Origin of the sequence: Nocardia arizonensis (assembly GCF_001310275.1) — a bacterium.
In the GTDB taxonomy this organism is placed as follows: Bacteria; Actinomycetota; Actinomycetes; order Mycobacteriales; family Mycobacteriaceae; genus Nocardia; species Nocardia arizonensis.
Window position 1 is genome coordinate 100,731 of the sequence record NZ_LGYZ01000050.1, and the last position, 20,624, is coordinate 121,354.

At 68.0% G+C, this 20,624-nt stretch carries 19 protein-coding genes and 1 pseudogene; 13 read left to right on the forward strand and 7 right to left on the reverse strand.

What is annotated here, in order from left to right; all coding sequences use genetic code 11:
* The first annotated feature begins 1,182 nt into the window (after nucleotides 1-1,182).
* A complete protein-coding gene (locus APZ21_RS09205) occupies nucleotides 1,183-1,782 on the forward strand; it encodes a YdcF family protein (RefSeq protein ID WP_054812831.1) in 600 nt (199 codons plus the stop codon).
* 53 nt (nucleotides 1,783-1,835) lie between these two features.
* Nucleotides 1,836-2,741 (forward strand): FAS1-like dehydratase domain-containing protein, encoded by a 906-nt coding sequence (locus APZ21_RS09210; RefSeq protein WP_054812832.1) that lies wholly within the window; start codon nucleotides 1,836-1,838, stop codon nucleotides 2,739-2,741.
* A gap of 5 nt (nucleotides 2,742-2,746) precedes the next feature.
* Here the strand turns inward: APZ21_RS09210 and APZ21_RS09215 are convergent, their stop codons facing one another.
* Complete coding sequence (locus APZ21_RS09215) at nucleotides 2,747-3,790, reverse strand: alpha/beta hydrolase (protein WP_054812833.1); 1,044 nt, start codon at nucleotides 3,788-3,790, stop codon at nucleotides 2,747-2,749.
* 195 nt (nucleotides 3,791-3,985) lie between these two features.
* Nucleotides 3,986-4,873 (reverse strand): RsbRD N-terminal domain-containing protein, encoded by an 888-nt coding sequence (locus APZ21_RS09220; RefSeq protein WP_156370909.1) that lies wholly within the window; start codon nucleotides 4,871-4,873, stop codon nucleotides 3,986-3,988.
* A gap of 563 nt (nucleotides 4,874-5,436) precedes the next feature.
* Here APZ21_RS09220 and APZ21_RS09225 point away from each other — a divergent pair.
* The gene (locus APZ21_RS09225; RefSeq protein ID WP_054812835.1) at nucleotides 5,437-6,987 is read left to right on the forward strand and encodes an acyl-CoA carboxylase subunit beta; all 1,551 of its coding nucleotides are present in this window, start codon (nucleotides 5,437-5,439) and stop codon (nucleotides 6,985-6,987) included.
* Nucleotides 6,988-7,211: 224 nt separating this feature from the next.
* On the opposite strand, the gene APZ21_RS09230 is transcribed toward APZ21_RS09225, so the two are convergent.
* Nucleotides 7,212-7,799: an Rv1733c family protein gene (locus tag APZ21_RS09230; RefSeq protein WP_054812836.1), complete on the reverse strand. Its 588-nt coding sequence runs from the start codon at nucleotides 7,797-7,799 to the stop codon at nucleotides 7,212-7,214.
* Nucleotides 7,796-8,440 (reverse strand): TetR/AcrR family transcriptional regulator, encoded by a 645-nt coding sequence (locus tag APZ21_RS09235; RefSeq protein WP_054812837.1) that lies wholly within the window; start codon nucleotides 8,438-8,440, stop codon nucleotides 7,796-7,798. The genes APZ21_RS09230 and APZ21_RS09235 overlap by 4 nt, the downstream gene beginning before the upstream one ends.
* Nucleotides 8,441-8,864: 424 nt before the next feature.
* Between APZ21_RS09235 and APZ21_RS09240 the strand changes: the two genes are divergently transcribed.
* Both APZ21_RS09240 and APZ21_RS09245 read left to right on the forward strand, forming a co-directional pair.
* Complete coding sequence (locus APZ21_RS09240; protein ID WP_054812838.1) at nucleotides 8,865-10,964, forward strand: AMP-binding protein; 2,100 nt, start codon at nucleotides 8,865-8,867, stop codon at nucleotides 10,962-10,964.
* Between the two features lie 162 nt (nucleotides 10,965-11,126).
* The gene (locus APZ21_RS09245) at nucleotides 11,127-11,333 is read left to right on the forward strand and encodes a hypothetical protein (protein ID WP_054812839.1); all 207 of its coding nucleotides are present in this window, start codon (nucleotides 11,127-11,129) and stop codon (nucleotides 11,331-11,333) included.
* Nucleotides 11,334-11,376: 43 nt separating this feature from the next.
* On the opposite strand, the gene APZ21_RS09250 is transcribed toward APZ21_RS09245, so the two are convergent.
* A complete protein-coding gene (locus APZ21_RS09250) occupies nucleotides 11,377-12,819 on the reverse strand; it encodes a lipase family protein (protein ID WP_054812840.1) in 1,443 nt (480 codons plus the stop codon).
* Nucleotides 12,820-13,652: 833 nt separating this feature from the next.
* Here APZ21_RS09250 and APZ21_RS09255 point away from each other — a divergent pair.
* The 4 genes and pseudogenes from APZ21_RS09255 to APZ21_RS09270 all read left to right on the forward strand — a co-directional run bounded on the left by APZ21_RS09255 (nucleotide 13,653) and on the right by APZ21_RS09270 (nucleotide 16,152).
* Entirely contained in the window at nucleotides 13,653-13,907 is a 255-nt protein-coding gene (locus APZ21_RS09255) for a hypothetical protein (protein ID WP_054812841.1), read from the forward strand.
* A gap of 389 nt (nucleotides 13,908-14,296) precedes the next feature.
* Nucleotides 14,297-14,836, forward strand: a complete 540-nt coding sequence (locus tag APZ21_RS09260) for a DUF2599 domain-containing protein (protein ID WP_239476553.1) — start codon at nucleotides 14,297-14,299, stop codon at nucleotides 14,834-14,836.
* 121 nt (nucleotides 14,837-14,957) lie between these two features.
* Nucleotides 14,958-15,272: pseudogene (locus APZ21_RS09265) on the forward strand (NAD(P)-binding oxidoreductase); the annotation flags it as partial.
* 652 nt (nucleotides 15,273-15,924) lie between these two features.
* The gene (locus tag APZ21_RS09270) at nucleotides 15,925-16,152 is read left to right on the forward strand and encodes a hypothetical protein (RefSeq protein ID WP_054812882.1); all 228 of its coding nucleotides are present in this window, start codon (nucleotides 15,925-15,927) and stop codon (nucleotides 16,150-16,152) included.
* A gap of 260 nt (nucleotides 16,153-16,412) precedes the next feature.
* Here APZ21_RS09270 and APZ21_RS09275 read toward each other — a convergent pair whose 3' ends face one another.
* Together APZ21_RS09275 and APZ21_RS09280 are read right to left on the reverse strand one after the other, a co-directional pair.
* The gene (locus tag APZ21_RS09275) at nucleotides 16,413-17,300 is read right to left on the reverse strand and encodes a helix-turn-helix domain-containing protein (protein WP_054812844.1); all 888 of its coding nucleotides are present in this window, start codon (nucleotides 17,298-17,300) and stop codon (nucleotides 16,413-16,415) included.
* Nucleotides 17,301-17,389: 89 nt separating this feature from the next.
* The gene (locus APZ21_RS09280; protein ID WP_054812845.1) at nucleotides 17,390-17,614 is read right to left on the reverse strand and encodes a DUF397 domain-containing protein; all 225 of its coding nucleotides are present in this window, start codon (nucleotides 17,612-17,614) and stop codon (nucleotides 17,390-17,392) included.
* Between the two features lie 323 nt (nucleotides 17,615-17,937).
* Between APZ21_RS09280 and APZ21_RS09285 the strand changes: the two genes are divergently transcribed.
* The 4 genes from APZ21_RS09285 (at nucleotide 17,938) to APZ21_RS09305 (ending at nucleotide 20,492) form a co-directional block, all read left to right on the forward strand.
* A complete protein-coding gene (locus tag APZ21_RS09285; protein ID WP_054812846.1) occupies nucleotides 17,938-18,735 on the forward strand; it encodes an SAM-dependent methyltransferase in 798 nt (265 codons plus the stop codon).
* A gap of 242 nt (nucleotides 18,736-18,977) precedes the next feature.
* Nucleotides 18,978-19,211 (forward strand): hypothetical protein, encoded by a 234-nt coding sequence (locus tag APZ21_RS09290; protein WP_054812847.1) that lies wholly within the window; start codon nucleotides 18,978-18,980, stop codon nucleotides 19,209-19,211.
* Between the two features lie 234 nt (nucleotides 19,212-19,445).
* Entirely contained in the window at nucleotides 19,446-19,625 is a 180-nt protein-coding gene (locus APZ21_RS09295) for a hypothetical protein (RefSeq protein ID WP_054812848.1), read from the forward strand.
* A 432-nt stretch (nucleotides 19,626-20,057) separates the two neighbouring features.
* Nucleotides 20,058-20,492 carry a CBS domain-containing protein gene (locus APZ21_RS09305; protein ID WP_054812850.1) on the forward strand — a complete coding sequence of 145 codons (435 nt, stop codon included), beginning with the start codon at nucleotides 20,058-20,060 and terminating at the stop codon, nucleotides 20,490-20,492.
* Nucleotides 20,493-20,624: the final 132 nt, after the last annotated feature.

Consider the following 20,624-nt stretch of genomic DNA (forward strand, 5'->3'; position numbering starts at 1 on the left):
GAGAAGAGCGGCGCCACCCCGACTGATGAACGCGCCCGCCCTCTATCGCGTGCGACTGCGCCACCGTGCCCGACATCGAACAGACACCGGCGCGGCCAACTTCCAGCGAGAACCCACCTCCATAACCACGTCTTCCACCATCTCTATGAGAAACGAGGACTAGTTCGTGCGTTTGAAGCGATGAAGCTCATGCGCGCCCAGCTAGCTGGCAGCATTCACTGATCAGTGTAGACCGAACGACCATACTCGGAGCCATGTCGAATGCCGGGCACAATGTTCACCGTTTCGACGCGGGAGAACGTTACCCCGTTGCCGCCAACAGGTCTCGGTCGGGTCTCTATCCTCGCGCCATACCATCTGACTAGTGGGTTTACCCGCACTCGCCTTCCAGCGTCGCGTGCGAAGGGATGCGTTCCCGACACGCCGACGCCGCAGATCTCCGCCTGCCGAATTCGATACCGCCCACCGGGTAGCCTCAGCTCCGACGTCTATTCACCGGCATTTGCCGCACCTATAGGTCCGTCAGCGGCTACCTTTGCGCCAACCACAGCGAACCCGTCCGCCGACGGCGTCGGACAACGATTCGGCATCGAAGCGCGGACCGTCTCGCCCAGGTCGAACAGTGCCGCCGCGGTGAAACCGTGGCAAATAGTCGGATTTTATTCCGGAACGACGTCTGTGAATTCTTCGATTTTCAGACTCGCCGAACATGGGGGAATTCCAGCGCCCGCACCGGCGCGACTCCCCCGGTCACGCACGTGACGGCCAGATTCGGACGAATCGAAATGCGAGCGGAATGACCGGCGTCGCACCCTGATCGGATCGGTCCGCGGCATCGGATCGACCACCGTGCGGCGAACCCGGTGGGTGGCGCCGCCGGCGAGGCCGACGCGACCGGTCTACGCTATCCACGCCCCGTCCGCCGACCGCGGGCGCGCCTTGCTCTCGCGCGGGCCGCGGACTCGCGTCCACGCGAGAACGCATTCCAGTGCCGATCACAATCGCGGGCGCGCCGTGCATGTCGCCGTCACAAGGTCGATACGGACGAATACCAAAAGCCGTACTCCGCCGCGGTGATCTGTCAACAGGTTCCGAAAATCATTGCCGCCGCTGTCGATACCGGACCCACTATGGACCGACGAGCCCACAGGAGCCCACCGACGGCCCATCGACGGAGTTGCCATGCCATATCAGCCCCGGGGCGCTCGCCCTGTCCGCACCGTCATCCGAGCCGCGCTCGGCGCGGTCACCGTCGCGGCCGCGCTGTTGCCGATGTCCACCGGCCTCGCGGGCGGCGCCGCCCCGGCGGGTGCGACCCCGGTACAGCATGCCGCACTCGGATTCCGCGGCCCCGGCACGGCGATCGTCGTCCTCGGCTACGGTCTGCTGCCCGACGGGTCCATGCGACCCGAACTGATCGCCCGGCTGCACGCCGGCTTCGCCCAAGCGCTGCTCGCCCCGGCCTCGCCGGTCATCGTCACCGGCGGCAATCCGCAAAACGGCGTGACCGAGGCGCGGGCGATGGCGAATTGGCTCATCGGACACGGCATCCCCGCCGAGCGCGTGCACGTGGAGGGCGACGCGGTCGATACTCTCGGCAATGCCGCCGAATCCGCCCGGGTCATGCGGGAGATCGGAGCGCGCGACGCGGTCGTGGTCACCTCCGCGGACCACCTCGACCGCGCGGTCGGCGACTTCATCGACGCCGGGGTCACCGTGATCGGCGCGGTCACACCGGATCAGGTGCCGTTGCTCGCCGTACCGTTCGGCCCCCTCTCCTGATCGGCGCGACCGGCCCCGCCCGAAATCCGTTCCCCAGCACCGAGAGGCGAACTATGCGCGAATCCGGCGCCGTATTCGACGCCCCGTCGACGGAGTACCGCCGTTCGACGGGACCGTATCGCGTCCGCGCCGAGACCATCGGCGAATTCGCCCGCGCGGTCCGGGATTCACCGCGCCGCGTCGGGGCGGCCGGGCTCGCGGCGCCCGCCTCGTTCGCCGCCACCATCCTCACCGGAGTCATCGGCGACGTGCTCACCGAACTGATCCCCGATGCGGCCGCCGACCGTATCCTGCACGTCGACCAGGTGCTCGACCTGCGCAGACCGCTGCGCGACGGCGACCGCCTGACCTGTCGCACCGCGGTGGACTCCTTCCGGCACTTCGCCGACTACCACGTCCTGGCGATCAGGACCGCCTTGGTCGATCACCGCGGCGTGATCGCGCAGTCCGGCACGACCTCCCTGCTCACCCGTGTCGGCGGCGACAGCGTGCCGTCGCCGCCGCGCGCGGATCGCCGTCCGCGCCGCCCGGCACCGGTTCGGGACGAGATCGACTCGGCCGCGGTCGACTTCGAGGACCTGTCGATCGGATACGAGACCGCGCCGTGGTCGGTGCTGCTGACCCGCGCCGAACTCGACCGCTACGCGCGGCTGACGGGGGCGACGGGCATCGCCCCGAGCACAGTCGAACTCGCCTTCGCCACAACCTATCTCGCACGCCGACTCGGACCCGAGGCGATCGTGCGGCGGCTGCGCGCCCAGAGCTCACGCCACCTCCACCATCTGAGCACGCCCGCATCGGAGACCGTCCGCGTCGAATTCCGCGGCCGCGTCACCGGTCTGGACATCGGGCGCAGGCGGGCCACACTCGCCCTCACCGCCCACAGCGGCAACCGCGCCCTGTTCGGTCACGCCGCGGTCGACGTGTACCTGCCGAACCGCCGTCACGGCGGGACCTGATCCGGTCAGGGGGTACCGGCGACGCCGAGCGCGACCGCGAGCACCCGCCACGCGCGCGGCAGCTGGGCCTCGAAATCGACCCATGTGTGCATGCCCGCGTCGGAGTATTCGACCGTCGCGGGAATCCGCAGTTCGGCCAGCCTGCCCGCGAGACGTTCGGTGCATGCCCGCGCGCCCGCCTCCAGAGCCGCGCCGCCGCCTGCCGTCCCGAGGGCGGCGGCGATATCGGTCGCCCGCGCCACCTCGGTCAGATCGGCGTGGGTGGGCGCGCCGGAGGCCGCGGACAGGTAGACCGCCGTCCCGCGCAGTCGGTCCGCGCCGAGCACCGTGTCGTGTTCGGCCCATTCCGGCGAGGTCGGCGGGCCCCAGAGATTGTCCACATTGCCGCCGCGCGAGGCCACGGTGATGGTGGTGATGGCGTGCCCGAGCGGGTCGGCGGTGGAATAGCAGCCGCTCATTCCCGCCACCGCGCGGTACATGCCCGGATGGCGCTGCGCCAGCATCATGGCGGCCTGCGCCCCCATCGACACCCCAGCGATGGCCCGCTTGCCGTTGGACCGCAGCAGTGATTCGACGATGGGCGGCAATTCGACGGTGAGAAAGGTCTCCCACCGGTTGAGTCCGAGTGCGGCGTCGTGGCGGTCCCAATCGCTGTACATGCTGCCCGTGCCGCCGCTGGTCAGCACCACATCGACCGGTTTGTCGGCGAAGTACTTCGCGGCGCCGCCCTTGCTCAGCCAGCCCGAGGTCGCCTCGCCGTCCACACCGTCGAGCAGATACAGCGTCGGACGCGGTCCGACGCCCGCGCCGCGCAGCACGTCGACGGCGACCACACGGCGCATGGCCGCGGAGGCTATGGAGAGCCGCTCCCGATCCGGCGCGATCGTCTCACTGCCCAACAGGCCCGTGCGGGTCATCTTCGGGTCGACGGCGGGTGCGGTACTCGTCGGCGGCGCGGGATTCGACGGGTCGGCCACGGCGGGTCCGCCGACGCAGCCCGCCGCCACGAGGGCCGCCATGGCGGCGGTGATCGGTACTCGTCTGTTCATTCGTTCGGGGGCTCCTCGGTACCCGCTGGGCGGGCGGTTCGCGGCGGGAGCGCGAACTCCCACCGCAACCGCGATTACCCAGTTGCCGAGCGAATCACGGTGGGGCCGGCGCCGATGCGAACGAATCGTACCGGCGCAGTCGGATTTCGCTTGGCACAGTGGCGATTTCGAAAACGGCCGATCCGCAACTGTGAGCTATTCCACAGATTCGGGGACCGGATACAGACCGGGTCGGCGGCCGGACGCGCGCAGGTCGTGCAGCAGTTCGTGCGCGCGGGCGGCGAGTTCGGGAATGCGCCGGGTCCGGCCGGTCACCACGGTCGCCGTCAACGGCACCTCGGCCGCCGCGGTCATCAGCTCCAACACCTCCTCGGTCATCGCGAGCGGGGTCAGCGCGCCTGCCGCCTCGTCGACGGGCACCAGCACGGTCCCGCCCCCGCTGGACAGCAGCGACAGCGCACGCGATCCGAGGGGGTAGGCCAGCGCCGCCTGGACGCGGCGCAGCTTGTGCCTGGCCGCGGCCAGGCCGGCGCCGGGCACCGCCTCGTCGCGGTGCGGCGGGATGTGCAGGGCCACGACCTGGTAGGTCGGGGCGATGGAGATGCCGGTCTGCCGGGCCATCCGCCCGACCCCGTGCCCGGCCAGCAGCGCCGAGACCAGGGTCTGGGCCGCGGTCTGGTGCTCCTTCGCCACGACGCGGTGTTCCTCCACGTATGCGGTCGAGGCCGCCGTGGTGACCATCTCGAGGGCACGCACGATCAACCGCGCCCCCGCGACGACCTGCTCGGGATCGTCGCGCTCGGCCCCGTCGGCCAGTAATTCCAGTACGGAGCGGATGCCGTCGTGGTAGGCCCCGAGCACGGTCTCGAGCGCCACGCCCTCACGGGCCCAGCGCGCCGCCGACCCGGCGATCTCGTCGGGCTGCCCGCCCGGCGGCGCGGGCCGTCCGAGCGTGCGGACCGCGGCGGCCAGGCAGTGCCGGGTGACGGTCGTGAGATCGCCCGGCGCGGTGCCGCGCGGACGATAGGACAGATGCTCGACGAGTCTGCTCGCCAGGGTCCCGGTATCGGACCCGGTTCTCATACCCACCATGACTATCGAAGGCTAGCCACGACCGTCGATCCATTACAGACTCGCCGATCCGAACTTGGTATTTCCCCAGCCTTCCCGGCCCATCTTGGGTGAAATCACAAGCCGATCACGGCCGTTGGGCGCTATCGTCCCGAAGGGCCGCCCACTGCCCGCTCCGACAAAGGATTTCGCCTCCGGCGGTTGGCAACTACTCAGCCACCTGGATTTCGTTTCGGGGCGAAATGCGCACCGAACGCGAGCGCGCAGCGCCGGCCGCGCAATTCCGGCGCTGCGCGCGTCACCGACGGTAGATGCCGTGACGGTTCCGATCGGAAAGTCTGTCATTGTCACCACCGTGGAGCCCCGCGACCGGGACCGCGCACAACGCCGGAGCGGCGCGGCGGCGGGCGACGCTCTGCCGAGAGCTTCCGCGGTATCGCTGTGAGCTGTCCCATCAGATCGGCGGATCCCCTGTGCCGCGCGTCTCAGCAGGGATAACATCGAGCGCCGCGCCTGAAGTACGGTTATCCCGGCGGACGGGCAGCAACATCGAGTTCGAAGGACAGCACCACCATATGAGCGGTACACGCGAGAAGCTGGAGGAACTCCGGGACATCCTGGAGCTCGCCGAGGAACCCGCCGGCGAAACCGGCATCGCGAAACGCAAGAGCAAAGGCATACCCAGCGCCCGCGAGCGTGTCCGCATGTTGCTCGACCCGGGTTCCTTCGTCGAAATGGGCGCGCTCATGCGCCAGCCCGGGGCCGAGAACGCCATGTACGGCGATGGCGTGGTAACCGGCCGGGGATATATCGACGGCAGGCCGGTCGTGGTGATCGCCCACGATCAGACCGTGCACGGCGGCTCGGTCGGCGAGATGTTCGGGCGCAAGGTCGCCGCGGCGATGGAATTCGCCCAGGAGAACGCCTGCCCGGTGGTGGCGATCAACGATTCCGGCGGCGCCCGCATCCAGGACGCGGTGACCTCGCTGGCCTGGTACGCGCTCATGTGCCGCCGCCAGGAGGATCTGTCGGGATTCGTCCCGATGGTGGCCGTCATGCTCGGCAAATGCGCCGCGGGCTCGGTGTACGGCCCGGTGAACATGGACGTTCTCGTCGCCACCGAGAAGTCCTACATGTTCGTCACCGGCCCCGAGGTGATCAAGGCGGTGACCGGCCACAGCGTGACCGCGGAGGAACTCGGCGGCGCGGCCGTGCAGGCCGAGATCGGCACCATCCACCACGTCGCGCCGGACGAGCAGGCCGCCTTCGACTGGGTCCGCTCCTACCTCAGCTACCTGCCCTCGAGCTGCCTGGAACAGCCGCCGGTCGTGAATCCGGGGCTCGAACCCGAGCTCACCGCGCACGATCGCGAACTCGACGCCCTCATCCCGGACTCGGACAAGGTCGGCTACGACATGCACGAGATCCTGCTGCGGATCTTCGACGACGGCGCATTCCACGAGATCGGCGCGGCCACCGCGCAGAACCTGATCACCGGGTTCGCCCGGGTCGACGGCCGCAGCATCGGGGTGGTCGCCAATCAGCCGCAGGTGCTCGGCGGGGCACTCGACGCCAAGTGCTCGGACAAGGCGACGCATTTCATCCGGCTCTGCGACGCCTTCGGACTTCCGCTGGTGTTCGTGGTGGACACCCCGGGCGTGCTGCCGGGCGTCGAGGAGGAGCGCGCGGGCGTCATCAAGCGCGGCGGACGCTTCTTCCGCGCCGTCATCGAGGCGACGGTGCCGGTGGTGACCGTGGTGACCCGCAAGGCATACGGCGGCGGCTACGCGGTGATGGGCTGCAAACAGCTCGGCTCGGATATCAGCCTGGCCTGGCCGACCGCCCGTATCGCGGTCATGGGCGCGGAGAGCATGGTCGGCATCGTCGGCCGCAGGCAGCTCGAGGCGGTGCAGGCCCAGGATCGCCCCGCCGTGCGACAGCAGATGATCGACTTCTACAACGCCACCCTCGCCACCCCGTGGATCGCGGCCGAACGCGGTTACATCGACGCGGTCATCGAGCCGTCGCAGACCCGCCTCGAGATCCGCAAGGCGCTGCGCCTTTTGCGCGACAAGGGCGCCGTCCGCAAGCCGAATCCGCGCAAACACAGCCTGCTGCCGGTCTAGTCGCCGACCCCCGGTTGTGTTGTCGTAGTTCACAACACAGCCGGGCGATCGTATGATGAACATCCGGACTCGTTCGCGTTCGGTGATCGCGGGCGAATTCGGCACCCTACGCTTCGGTGCGTGCCTGGCCCTCGTTCGCCGCGCGTGGCCTCGCACGCGGTGTGCCCGCCGCGCCCGCCCCTACCCGGCCCGGCGGGCATGCCGCACTTCGATTGCGGCCCAATTCAGTTCGCCGACCCGCCCCAGGTCAGGCCCACCTTCGCCCATTCGGTTTCCCACAGTCGCGCCCGGCGGCGGTCCAAACCGCCGCGCAACGCGAGATAGCTTCCGACGCAGGCGATGAGCACCGCGCCGTGGACGGCAAGACAGGTCAGCACCGCGCGGCTCAGTGCCCGGTCCGACGCGGGCGGTTCGACCACCCGGTCCGCGGAATCCAGCCAGATCGGCAGCGTCGCACCGACTTTCACCACGATATCGGAGTGGTAATCGCCGGTGTGGACAGTGCCGTCGGCATCGCGCCAGGTGAGCTTCACCGGGATGATCGGCGCGTACAGCGGCGCCTGGCCGACCTCGGTGACCGTCGCGTCGACCTTGTGCAGCCGCGCCGTCTGCGTCTGCACCGCCCTGGTCTCGGCGGCGTGCACGGGCAGTCCGACGAAAAGGATCACCAACGGCACGGCCGCCAGCACCACCACCGCGAGCAGGACGGCGATTCCGGTCTGCCAGCGATCCTCGCCGCGGCGCATGGGATTGCGGTCAAGGCCGACGCGGCGGCAGGTACGACGGACGATATCGATCGACCCGGTGGTCATGGCGCCGACTCCTCGTACCGCCGCACGGCGACCAGTTCGTCCAGCGCGGCGAAGAAGGACTCGACGAGCCGGGGCAGATCCGCGGGATCGTCCCCCTCCGCCCACGCCTGCGACGCGGCCAGCAGCATTGCGGAACCCGCCGCCACGGCCGCGGCCGGCCGCGGATCGAAGCCCGGATCGACGCCGAGTCTGGTCGCCATGATGCGCACCGATTCGCGCTGGCCCGCCGCCCGAATCCGCTGATACCCGGCGAAGAGGGCGGGTTCGCGCTCGATGCGCCGGAACAGCTCCCAGCGCGGCGGGAGCAGAACCGCGCGCTCGCCGCCGTAGGCGTCCTCGAGCCAGTCGTGCACGGCGGCGTGGAAGGCGATCAGCGGCGCCTCGGCGAGCGGGCGCCGCAGCAGCGCGTCGTTGAACAGGTGCACGTCCTGGTCGACGGCGCCGAGGACGGCCTCCTCGATGGAGCCGAAGTGTCTGCTGAAGGTGCGGCGTGTGACCCCGGCCCGTTCGGTGATGTCCTCCACGCTGATCGCGTCGAGTCCTCGCTCGGCCAGCAGATCGAACGCGGCTCGCGACATCGCCGCGCGACTGCGCCGGGTGCGTAGCCTGCGGCCGTCGACGTCGACATCCGCGGTACCCATGACACGATTCTACGACTATTGTCCCGATGAGACATTATTTCGGCGAAGTTTCCGATCGCCCCGGCCGATCTTCCGGCCCCCGGCCGGACGACGCGCCGAAGCGCTGCGCGCCAACGACACTCACACCCAGTGGAAATAGCCGAAACCTATCACGATGAAACGCACGGAATTTCACGGATCGGATTATGAATCGTCACAGAAAGTCTCGAGGTTTTCGGGCCGTACGATGGCGGGAATACCCGGACCATCCGGCCTGCGATTATCCCAAAAAGGTTGAATCGCAGGTCGATTCGATCTTCGAACCGCCGATATCCGGCTCCGACCAGCGCGGATATCCATGCTTGACCCAAAGTGAATCCGGGGTTACAAATGAAATCTCCGCCGACCCGAGCTGTTCGAACTGGCCGACGAGAATTGCACGCCAATGGTTGCCGATGTCATCGACGTGGTCGCGGAGTTCGCGATCCCGCGCTCCGCGGTATGGGACCTGCTGCTGGAGCCCCAGACCTATCCCCGCGTCTTCCCCGGTATCGGGGCCTGCGAACCGTTGGAGAGTGTCGACGGGAACGCGATGATGCGCGTCCGGGTCGGCACCGCCCGGCGCGGCATCCGAACCCACTCCGTGCGCATCGTCGTCGGGCGTATCCGCGACGGCTTCGAACTCCAGTGCCCCGCCATCGGCAGCTTCGCCTCGGTCCGGCTCACCGGGGACGAGGAGCGCACGAAGATCGTCGTGACCTACTTCGCCGCCAACCGCGTCCATCCGACCGTCGCCGAAGCGTCCAACGCCGCCGTCACCGAGTGGACCCGCGCCGGACTCGGGCGCGTCAAGGACCTCATCCGCGGGGCGCGCACCTCCGTGGTGGTCAACGGGGAGAATTCGCCGCTGCGCCGACACACCGAGGTCACCAAGCAGATCGTCACGGCGGGTGTCGCGGTCACCTACCGACTCGACCGCGGCATCCGGCAGCTGCGCCGCCTCGCCGAATGGGGCTTCAACCTGGAAGGCGGCTACGCGGCCGCGGCCGCCTTCTGCCCCGAGCGCATCGCCGTGGTCGACGCCGAAGGCGTGCGGACCTTCGGCGAGATGCACGCGCGCACCCACGCGCTCGCCGCGGCCATGAGCGCGACCGGACTCGGCCCGGGTGACGCCATCGGGCTGCTCGCCCGCAACCACCGCGGCATGGTGGAACTGATGGTCGCGGCGGGCAAACTCGGCGTGGACGTCGCCCTGCTCAACACCGGACTGCCGACGCGGCGCATCGAGGAGGTCGTCCAGCGCGACAAGCTCACGGCGCTGTTCGTCGATGCCGAATTCGACCACCTCGTGCGGTACCTGCACTCCGACATCGCCCGCTACGCCGTGGACATCCGCCCGCCCGGCACCGGGCCGACCAGCATCGAGGAGCTGATCGCCCAGGGGCACGAACGCTTCCCCAAGCCGACCCATTCGGGCAAGCTCATCGTGCTCACCTCCGGCACCTCGGGCACGCCCAAGGGCGCGCGCCGACCGCACCCCAAGGGTTTCGGGACCGTGGCGGCACTGCTGTCGCGTATCCCGCTGCGCGCCAACGACACCATGCTCATCCCGGCGCCGCTGTTCCATACCTGGGGGCTGGCCGCGCTCCAGATGAGCACCGCGCTGCGCGCGACGGTGGTGCTGCCGTCGCAGTTCGACGCCGAGGACTGTCTGCGCCTGATCGCCGAGCATCGGGTCACCACGTTCATCGCGGTGCCGATCATGGTGCACCGCATCCTCGAACTGCCGGCGCACATCCGCGAGCGCTACGACACGTCCAGTCTGCGAGTGGTGGCGAGCTGTGGCGCGCCGTTGACAGCCAATACCGTGCTGCGGTTCATGGACGAGTACGGCGACATCCTCTACAACGTCTACGGCTCCACCGAGGTGTCCTGGGCCACCGTCGCCGATCCGGCGGACCTGCGCACCTCGCCGACCACCGCGGGCCGTCCGCCGCTCGGTACCCGGGTCGCGGTGCTCGGACCGGACCACCAGCCGCTGCCGGTCGGCGCGACCGGGCACATCTTCGTCGGCAACCACATGCTCTTCGACGGCTATGTCAACTCCGCGCCGCCCGATGAGGCCGACGGCATGCTCGACACCGGCGACCTCGGGTATCTGGACGCGACCGGAAAACTGTTCATCGACGGCCGCGACGACGAGATGATCATCTCCGGCGGCGAGAACGTCTTCCCGCGCCCGGTGGAGGAGGCGCTCGCGTATCTGCCCCAGGTCAGCGAGGTCGCCGTGGTGGGCGTGCCCGATCAGGAGTTCGGTCAGCGGCTCGCGGCCTTCGTGGTCAAACGCGAAGGGTCGGGCCTGGATTCGGATATGGTGCGCAACTACATCAAGCACCGGCTCAGCCGTTTCTCGGTGCCGCGCGACGTCACCTTCCTCAGCGCGCTGCCGCGCGGTGAGACCGGCAAGATCCTCAAGCGGCTGCTCATCGGGCCGTCCGCGGGCGATCCGTCCGCAATCGGGTCGGCCCTGCCGGGTCCGTCGTAGCGGTCGCGATGTCGCGGCGGGGGCGGGTCGGGCGCGGTACTGGACATCTCACCACTCGGTTCCCGGTATCCCTGTGAGTCCCATGAGGTATCTGCGTATCGCGCCCGCGGACGGCCGGCGAATCTACTGTTCGGGTATGTCTCCGATCGAGTTGCCCGCACCATGAGCGCGCACAGCCGTCCGGCCGTCGTCGTCCGTACCCGTGAAATACTGAATTATTTCGGCAAATGCCCGGTATGCGGCTATCCGGCCAATGCCACCGAGGTCCGCGGGGTCACCTCCCGCGGCGAACAGCAGATCACTGTCACGGCCACCTGCGGCCTACCCTGCGGATGGTCGGGCCCGGCGCCGCTGACCATCATGACCTGACACCACGCGAGATCGCGCCGCATCCTCGGCCGCATTCGTATTCTCAGCCGCATTCGTTCGGCGCGGGAATCCCACGCAGCCGGTCGTCCATCCAGCTCATGGCCTCGGGATAGCCGAGGCCCGCGGCGATGACATGTTCGCCGGGCACGCTGCGGTAGACGGCGGGCACGCCGAGCGCGCACTGCTCCCGGTACAGGTTGCGAGCCCCTTCGGCGGGGATCCACCACTCCTGTTCGCCGTTGTAGATGTAGAGCGGCACCGGCGACTTCTGCCCTTCCATGCGCAGTTCGCGGTAGATCCGCTCGGCGAGGTCCGATCGCAGCGGATCGGGGAAGTTCGCGGCCACGTCGATAGGCAGCATCAGCAGTCCTGTCGCGCCGAATTCGCTCGCGCACAGATCCTTCACCGGCGAGGTCGTGATCCACCCGGCCAGATGGTTCATCCGCGCCAGCATCTCGGGATGTTCGCGGGCGATGCCGAACACCGCGGCCATGAACACGCCGGAGGCGAGATTCGCGTTCATACTGCGCGACAGGATCTCCGCGTCGGCGGGCACACCGCCGAGCGCCGCGCCGGTGACGACCTCGGCGAGTTCCGGCGCGTAGGTGCCCATCTGCTTCACCGCGCCGTGCGTGGCGATCGCGCCGCCGGAATAGCCGACGATCCCGAACGGGCTCGTGCCGAACTCCTGGGGCCGCAGCCCGCGCACGGCACGGATGGAGTCGAGCACCGCGCGACCGGCCACCACGGGTTCGGCGTAGGCCATCCACGGCCCCTCGTGATCGGGCAGCAGCACCGCGTAACCGCGCAGCAGTCCGAGTTGCAGGGTCGGCGGGAGGTAATTGGTGATGCTGAAATCGCCCGCCAACCCGTGCGCGAGGCTGTAGCCGATGGTGCATTCGCGGCCGAGTCCGTCGATGGGCAGATTGTCCACCACCACCGGCCGCGAGCCCGGCCCCGGCCATGCGCCCAGCGGCAGTACCAGGGTGGCGGTGGCGAAGGAGGGGCGCCCGCGCGCGTCGGTGGTGCGGAACTTCAACTGCAACGCCTGCTGGAACGGCATCAGCACCACGATGGGAGCGGTGACGCCGACATCGCGGACCTCGAGCAGCGTGCCCGGTTCGAGCTCGGCGAGTCCCTCGGGCCAGGCGTCGAAGAACGGATCGCCCACGGCCGAGGGCAGTACCGCCGACCGCAGCGCGGCCAGGTCCGGGTCCTCGCCGGTCGCCTCCGACTCCGGTGAATTCGGTTGCGGCACTGCCTCGATGGGCGGCGGCGGAATGACCGCGTCGATCCACTGCTGGAGACCGGGGAGCAGTGATCCGCGGTCGTCGGGCAGCGGCGGCAGCCCCGACGGGTCGGGTGGCGGCGCAATCGTCGGCAGGGTCGGTAGCGCGGGCAGAGCCGGAGGCTGCGCGCTCGCTCGGCCCGCGAACGGCGCGACGACCAATACCACCACGATCAACGCGATGCGGACACATCTCATGGCACACGTCCCTGGGTGCGATGTCAGGTTGCGCTGCGCCCGATGTGTGCGGATTCCGACTTCGAAATGCCCCCTGTCGTGCGGACGCAGGACATTCAGGCTAACCGGTGCGCGACGGCGTGACCCCGGGCGTTCCCCAGTTGTGCGCGTCGCTTCTCCGAATCGCAACACGTAACCGAAATTCCGGCGCCCACCGGGGCGAATGCACCGGTGGACCGACCGCGGAACCGCACGGCGGGCACCGCCCTCGCCGAGTGCGAGCGCGTGTCCACGGCGGTTCCGATCATGGTTCGCGCGAACCGGTTACGGCATTCACCGCGAAGTGCTCGGATTCCGTTGCCGTGGAACGGTCCCGGGCCACCGCACGCCGGGTATCCGCGAGATGTGCTGCGGCACATTCGAATACGGCAGGTAGCGGAACCGGCGAAGGGCTCCGCTCGCCGGATGCCGCACGAGTCGATCGTCGGTTCCCGAGACGGGCACCGGGCCGAGCCGTTATCATCGGCGGCGTCACGTCACGACCGCACCGGGCCACGGTGCGGCCCGCCCACCGATCGGTGCGCCGCACCCGCGGAACCGTTCGTCGAGCGGGAACGGCCGTGACCACGGCATCGACGCCGCACCGGTCACCGCCGCGTACGCCGGTCGGAGTTCCACGAATCCCGACCCCGGAACGTGACCGTCGGCAGGCGTGCGTCGTGACAGTTCCCAGGACGAGATCGACGACCGCTGTTAAATATCAAACGCGTCGACCGAGGGGTGGTCCCGGCGGCCCGCCCGTCCTACCGTCGAATTGATCGGGCGGTATCGCCCGGTCGAAGGGAGACGGTGGCATGGACGGCACTGTGACAACCACGGCGACGATCGCGAAGGCGTACCGGTACGCGGAGGAGATCCCGACGCGCAAGGTCACCGTCTACTTCGACGGGCCGAATCCCGAGGACCCGCTGGTCCTCGAATACGCCGCGACCGAACTCGAGGCCGTGGAATTCACCCACGCCGCCACCCAGGCCGGACTGACGGTCACCGTGGACGAGCGGATCCGACCGGGACTGCGTCGCCTGCCCTGCTACACCCTCTGGCACTGACCGCGCCCCGCCGGGACGGCTCGACACCCGATGTGGGAAGCGAGCGGGTCCGGCGAGCCTCGCGCGGCCCTGAGATGGTCGCCCCGGACAGACACCCTCCGCATCGCCCCCGCCGAGCGCGAGATCGGTGACCGACCTCCCCGCTCGCCTACGGAGCCGCCCGTCTACCCGCACTGCCCGCCGGTGTGTGCGGTCGCCGGAATCGGCGGCGGCCGATATCGAGTTCCGAGGCAGCGGCCGAGGCAGCGGACACGTGGTCCGCCGACCCGAGCACCGATGCGACAGACCGTACCGGCGGTGGCCGCCCGCGGCGCGCCGAGTGCCAGCGGCGCATGACTACCCTCGATACGGGCGGCGACCGGCCGTCATGACCACGGGGAGGCTATTCGGTGCGCGTGCGCGGACAGGGATCGGCACGATATGGGGGCGCCCTAGCGGCGCTTGTGCTCTGCGCCGCACTCGGCGGGCTGGTCGCGGCCTGCGGCGGCCGGGACGACGCGAGCGCGTCCGCGACCTCCGCGCCGTCGAGCACGATATCGATCACGACCGCCCCGCCGAGAACGGCCGCCGCCCCGCCGGCCACCCCGATCGCGAGTTCGCCCACCGCCGACCCCTACGAGGGGCAGCCGCTCATCGACCACGTCACCTGGACCGAGAGCGTGGACGGTCCGCGCCTGATGGTCTTCCCGACCGTCGCGGGCCGTCGCACCGCGGCCGTCGGATCCGACGAACGGGCCTGGCAGGAGGTGCTGGCCCAAGCGGCCGATGCCGAAACTCCAGGAATGCGTGACCAATTCGTCTGTCACTGGGAGTGGGCGCGGCTGGTGGCGCCGAACAAGCCGAGTTGGAATCTCGAGCCGTGGCGTCCCGATGTCGGGTATCAGGCCACGGTCGCGGCCTCCTGCAATCCGGGTGGTCCCGAACGCTGAATTCCGATCGCGCCAACGACAGAAAGGATCGATGGGTGCATATCGTCATAGCAGGCGGCCACGGCAAGATCGCGCTGCTGCTCGCGGAGGCGGCCACTCGACGCGGTGACACCGTCGACAGTCGGGCCAACCGCCCGCCGCGGCGACCGACGAGGTGTGGGCGGCCTACATCGATGCCAAGTCCCAGGCCGAGGAAGATCTGCGCGGGCGCGACCTCGACTGGACCATCCTGCGGCCCGGGCGCCTGGTCGACACCCCCGGCACCGGGGCGGTGACGCTGTCCCGGCCACCGGTCGCCCGCGGGGCGGTCCCGCGTGCGGATGTGGCCGCGGTCGTGGCCGAACTTCTGCACACTCCCGCGACCGCGGGCGCCACCCTCGAACTCGTCGGCGGCGGCGCACCGCTGGTCGACGCGGTGGCCCAGATTGTTAGCTAATAGATTGCCAATGACGGTGTCGCGCGATGCGAATCCCTTGCGCGACATCGCATGGAGCACAACGGCCGTCACGGTCGCGCTGATGCGCAATCAGCACCCCGAACGAGCCGGTAGCCGCCGACACGCCGGTTCGACCGGGCCAACTCCTCAGCGAGTCGCGTCTGGTCACCCCGGGATGCCTCGCCGGTCGCCCACCGGACCGCACGACCGACGACGATCGCTTCGCCGGGAAATCAACAGCTCACGGGCGTATTCGCAATCAACGCACGAATGGCGGGCCGATATGGCGACTCGACGCTGCCACATCGTTGCCCGTACCGCGCCGTGCGGCGACCGGGTACGCACCTGAGCGAACCGCCCGGTCGGAACACTGCGCGGAGCGGCTCCGATGCGTGAAAAATGGTCCGTGCGAATGCAAATCGATCGCACAGATGTACTTGCATCTGAAAGGGCGGCGGACCTAGACTCAGTCGCGCAGCGCTAGACAGGGGATAACCAGGGGAGGCCGCGTGGGCAAGCCGACGGCCATGTCGCCAAGGGTTTGCTGCCGTTACATGTCAGGGGAGTTCCAATGGATCAATCACTGTCCGGCGGCCGGCTCGGGTACGCCGATGCCGCACTGGCCCACCAGCCACGGAACGGTATGACAACTATGAGTGCAACATCGGCCTTCAACGGCCACCGGAATATCGCGTACTCGCGGGAGACCGCGGTCGCCTTCGTCATCGATGCGGTCGAATCCACCGGCGCCGCAACCAGGAACGACTTCGACATCGACCGGATCGTCACCACCGCGCACGCGATGGCCGACGACTGGGATATGAAGGCGCTGCAACCTGCCACCTTCTGGCGCATCGCATCCAGTTTCATCAAGCAGTAGCGGCGCACGCCGACAACCTCCCGCCGCCGCGCGGCGGATCGGGGTGGGCGGATGACATTCGGCCGGGCGCCGCCTCGCTGTCATGGACCGGTACGGGAATTCGCGGCGGCCCGTTTCCGATCATGCGGATCCGCGCTGTTCCTTCGACACCCCTGTCGGATCCGAATGCGCGACATGCTCGCGCCATCACGGACCTATCACACGAATATCGGGTGCGCGCCGACATCCTCGGCACGCACCCGATATTCGTTGTGTGGTTTCTACAGCCCGGCCGCGTAATCGGCCAGCATATCGACCGACTTCTCCGGCGGAAGCGCCTGGACGCTGAGGCGGTCCATCACCGAGAGATACTGGGCGAGATCCTGTCTGCGATCCAGGTACAGCGCGCTCGTCAGATGCTCGAGGTAGACGATGTCCGGCAGCTCGGGCTCGGCGAAACGCAGAATGCTGAAAGAACTGCCCGCCGCGGCGTGTTCGCCCGCGGAGTAGGGCAGCACCTGGATGGTGACTCTCGGAATATCGGCCAGCTCGATGAGATGTTCCATCTGCTCACGGTGCACTTTCGCGCCGCCGACCGGACGGTGCAGTGCCGCTTCGTCGATCACGGCCCAAACGACCGGACCGTCCTCGCGATGCAGCAGTTCCTGTCGCCGCTGGCGCACGGCGACGCGCCGATCGGTGTCGGCGTCACTCGTGCCGAGTGAGAGTACGGCCTTGGAATAGTCGGCCGTCTGCAACAGGCCGGGCACCAGATGCGCTTCATAGGTGCGGATCTTGCGCGCGGCCTGTTCCAGCCCGAGGTAGGTGCCGAACCAGGAGGGCAGCAAATCGCTGTAGCGATACCACCATCCGGGCTCGTTCGCTCGACGTGCCAAGTCGAGGAACGCCTCTTGCTCCTTGACATCGGACACGCCGTACAAGGTCAGCAGATCGCGGATGTCGCGTTCCTTGAAGCCGGTGCGACCCAACTCGAGGCGGCTGATCTTGGCGTGGGAACCACGAATCGCCTCACCCGCGGCCTCCCGGGTGATATTCCTGCTCTCTCGGAGTATTCGTAGCTGGCCACCGAGAGCGATCCGAAGCACGGTCGGACCACGTTCCGCGACAACCGATTTCTCACGACCGTCGTCATCGGGTTCTGCGATCATGGAGTTCGTCTCCGATACTCGAAGTTACCCACCAGTGTGTCACACGACTACGACCGTGAGACACACCGCGTCGACGGCAATGTTACCTTTCAGCTAGTCAAATCGTCGAATTCCCCGGCTTTCGCTCCGCGAACGAAGGCATCGATCTCCGGCCGGGTGTAGAAAAGGACTCCTCCTTCTGGATTCTTCGAGTCGCGCACGGCGATCAGACCGCCGGACGCCTCGGCGACCTCGACGCAGTTACCACCGTTCGGACCGCTGAACGAGCTCTTGCGCCAGGCGCTTTCGATCTTGTGCAGGGATGTATCGGACATTTGCCACTCCTCGGTCACACCAATGTCAGAGAGGGAGAGTGTGTTCGCCGGTTTTGCAGATGCACGCTCAAACGTTCTTGCATTTGCACCGACGCGAGGACGATAGCACGAAGTTCACCACCGCGTGCGTTTTAATTCGTACCTACCGGTCTGGTTTCGTCCGAAACCGGAACCGCGCCCGGGATTCCCGAGTTCAGGTCATGATCCCCCCGGATTCGTCCCCCCGAATCTTGTACTGTCACAGTGCACATCGGATGTGTACCGGCCATTCGCGACACCCCGCCCGGCGTGCCGCCGAACACGCTTGCTGAGGAGCTCACCCCATGCCCGAAGACAACGCACCACTGATCCGAACCGACATTCCGCATTCGGCCCGCATCTGGAACTACTGGATGGGCGGCAAGGATTACTACGAAATCGATCGCATCGCGGGCGATGCGGGTATCGAGGTCGATCCCGAGATCACCACGATGGCGGTGCAGTCACGGCAGTTCCTCATCCGCGCGGTGCGCTACCTGACCGCAGAGGTCGGCCTGCGCCAGTTCCTCGACATCGGCACGGGTCTGCCGACCATGCAGAACACCCACGAGGTCGCACAGGCCATCGCACCGGAGTCGAAGATCGTCTATGTCGACAACGACCCGCTGGTGCTCACCCACGCCAGAGCGCTGCTGACCAGCACGACGCCGGAAGGCGTTACCACTTACGTGGATTCGGACTACCACGACCCCGAACAGATCATCGCCGACGCCAAGAACGTCCTGAACTTCAACCTGCCCATCGGCGTGATGTTCATGGGCGTGCTCGGCCACGCGAAGTCCTACGAGGATCTGCGGCGCATCGTCGACACGGTGCTCGACGCGGTGCCATCGGGCAGCCACCTTGTGATGTGGGACGGCACCGACGACAGCCAGGACTACGTGACCCTGTGCGAGAACTACACCGGAACCGGTGGCACGCCTTATGTTCCACGGCCGCAGGACCAGATCCGGGCGGTCTTCGACGGTTTGGAACTGGTCGACCCCGGCTTCGTCTCGATCACCCAGTGGCGCACCGCCGCCGCCGATGTCGGGGAGATCCGCCCGATCTCGGCCTATGGCGCGGTGGCGCGCAAACCCTGATACGTCACGTCTGCGAATTCCGAGCGGCACACGGCGATTTCCGACCGGTAGGTCGGAAATCGCCATTTCCGTACCTGATGGTTTTTTTCGAAAACTGTTGGTCGTTCGTGCAGATGTACTTGCATCTGCAAGCTACGGAGTCATAAACTCGGTGCAGTAAAACCGGGGAGGTGACGCGAGGAGTGCCCTCCGGCGTCGCCACACTTCTGCCTCCCCAGAGCCACACTCGAGGGGCGGTCGACATGAATCAGGCATATCGCACTTCCCGTCTGACCGTTTTCGCGGGCACCGGCAGTGATACGGCACGATCGCGCACCACATCCGATCGATGCGCCACCGACTGCGGCAGCGAACCGGGCGGACTCACGTATCGTCGCGCCCGCGAGATACTGCATCTCCACGAGGTCCACGGACCGCAGTGCCGCCAGTGGCTCGCCGCGGCCGCCTACCTCTCCGCCGGACTCGACGACGAGTAACGGCGACGGCGGGCGAACCCGATCAGCGCGCCGCCCTCGTCGTGGACGCACCGTATGTCGTGGACCACTGTTGTGGACCACTGTCATGAACCACCGAGTGTTCGTACGAATGTTCTTGCATCTGTAGCGTACACGCCCCTAGACTCGTCGGTGTTAGATCACGGGAGTACGCACCCGGGAGCCGTGTCAGCGTCGCCAAGCGGATTTCGGTGCGCCAGAGTCCAGAGGCACCACGTGGACCGACCACCATATCGATCACGCCGACTAGGCATCGCCGATATCGCCGCCGTATACGGCACCGAGGCGCTGCACAACCGCATCGCTCAGTTGCGCGCCAGCGGGCAGCATTACGCGGCCGTCGCCATCGAGCACGAGATCCGCACCGTCGGTTTCGGGGACCGCAATCCCGGCTAGCGCAATGCCTTTCACGCACACCCGGCACACGCGGACGCCGACGCGCACCACGAGCCGCTGACCGCGCTCTCCGGGGCCGCCCGTTACACCTGGTCGCTGGCGCCTACCGTTCTGCCGAGGTGCGCCACCCGGCCCGGCGCGATCCGGCCACCCGCCGCATCGCCATCCCGGGACCCGCCCGGAACTTAACCGAGACCCGCGCCCACCTCGGCGACGGCGGCCGACCGCGCGGGCGCTACGCGCATCCCGATCCCCTCGACTACCCGCTGCCCACAGCCCGCATTCTCCGGCCACTCGGTCGGGCTCGGCGGCATCCGTCCCGCGATCTCGACCGGACGTACGCGGACGCTCTGACCTGGCGATTCGGAATCGATACTGGTCATCGCGGCCGAAACGAGAGATCCTTGAACCCCGTGTCCTGGATGGTGACCTATGCGAATCGCAGAGATTTTACGGCGAAAGGGTAGCGACGTCACGACCGTCACACCCGAGACGACGGTACGCGGTCTGCTCGCAACCCTCGCCGAACGCAATATCGGCGCCGTCGTCGTCTCCCCCGACGGCGTCGCCATCGTCGGAATCGTCTCCGAACGGGATGTGGTGCGTCACCTGCACCGGCGCGGTGCCGCGCTGCTCGACGCCGCGGTATCGACGATCATGACCACAGACGTGCGCGTGTGCGCACCGGAGGATCGGGTCGAGGGGCTGCGGCACATCATGACCGAGCATCGCATCCGGCATCTGCCGGTGGTCTCCGGCGGCCGACTCGTCGGCATCGTCAGCATCGGCGACGTGGTCAAGAGCGCGCTGTCGGAGTTGACCACCGAACGTCAGCAGCTGGTCGACTACGTGCAGGGTCGCTACTGAGCCTGCCGCTCCCGCGCGTGTCCGGTTGCGCGGCGCGCGCGCGTGAAAGACGTTGTCTGCCTGAAAACTTCGCTGAGCGCGCGGACAAGTGCGTATCGTGGATGTGGTCCAGCGCGTCCTGCGAAGGGAGCG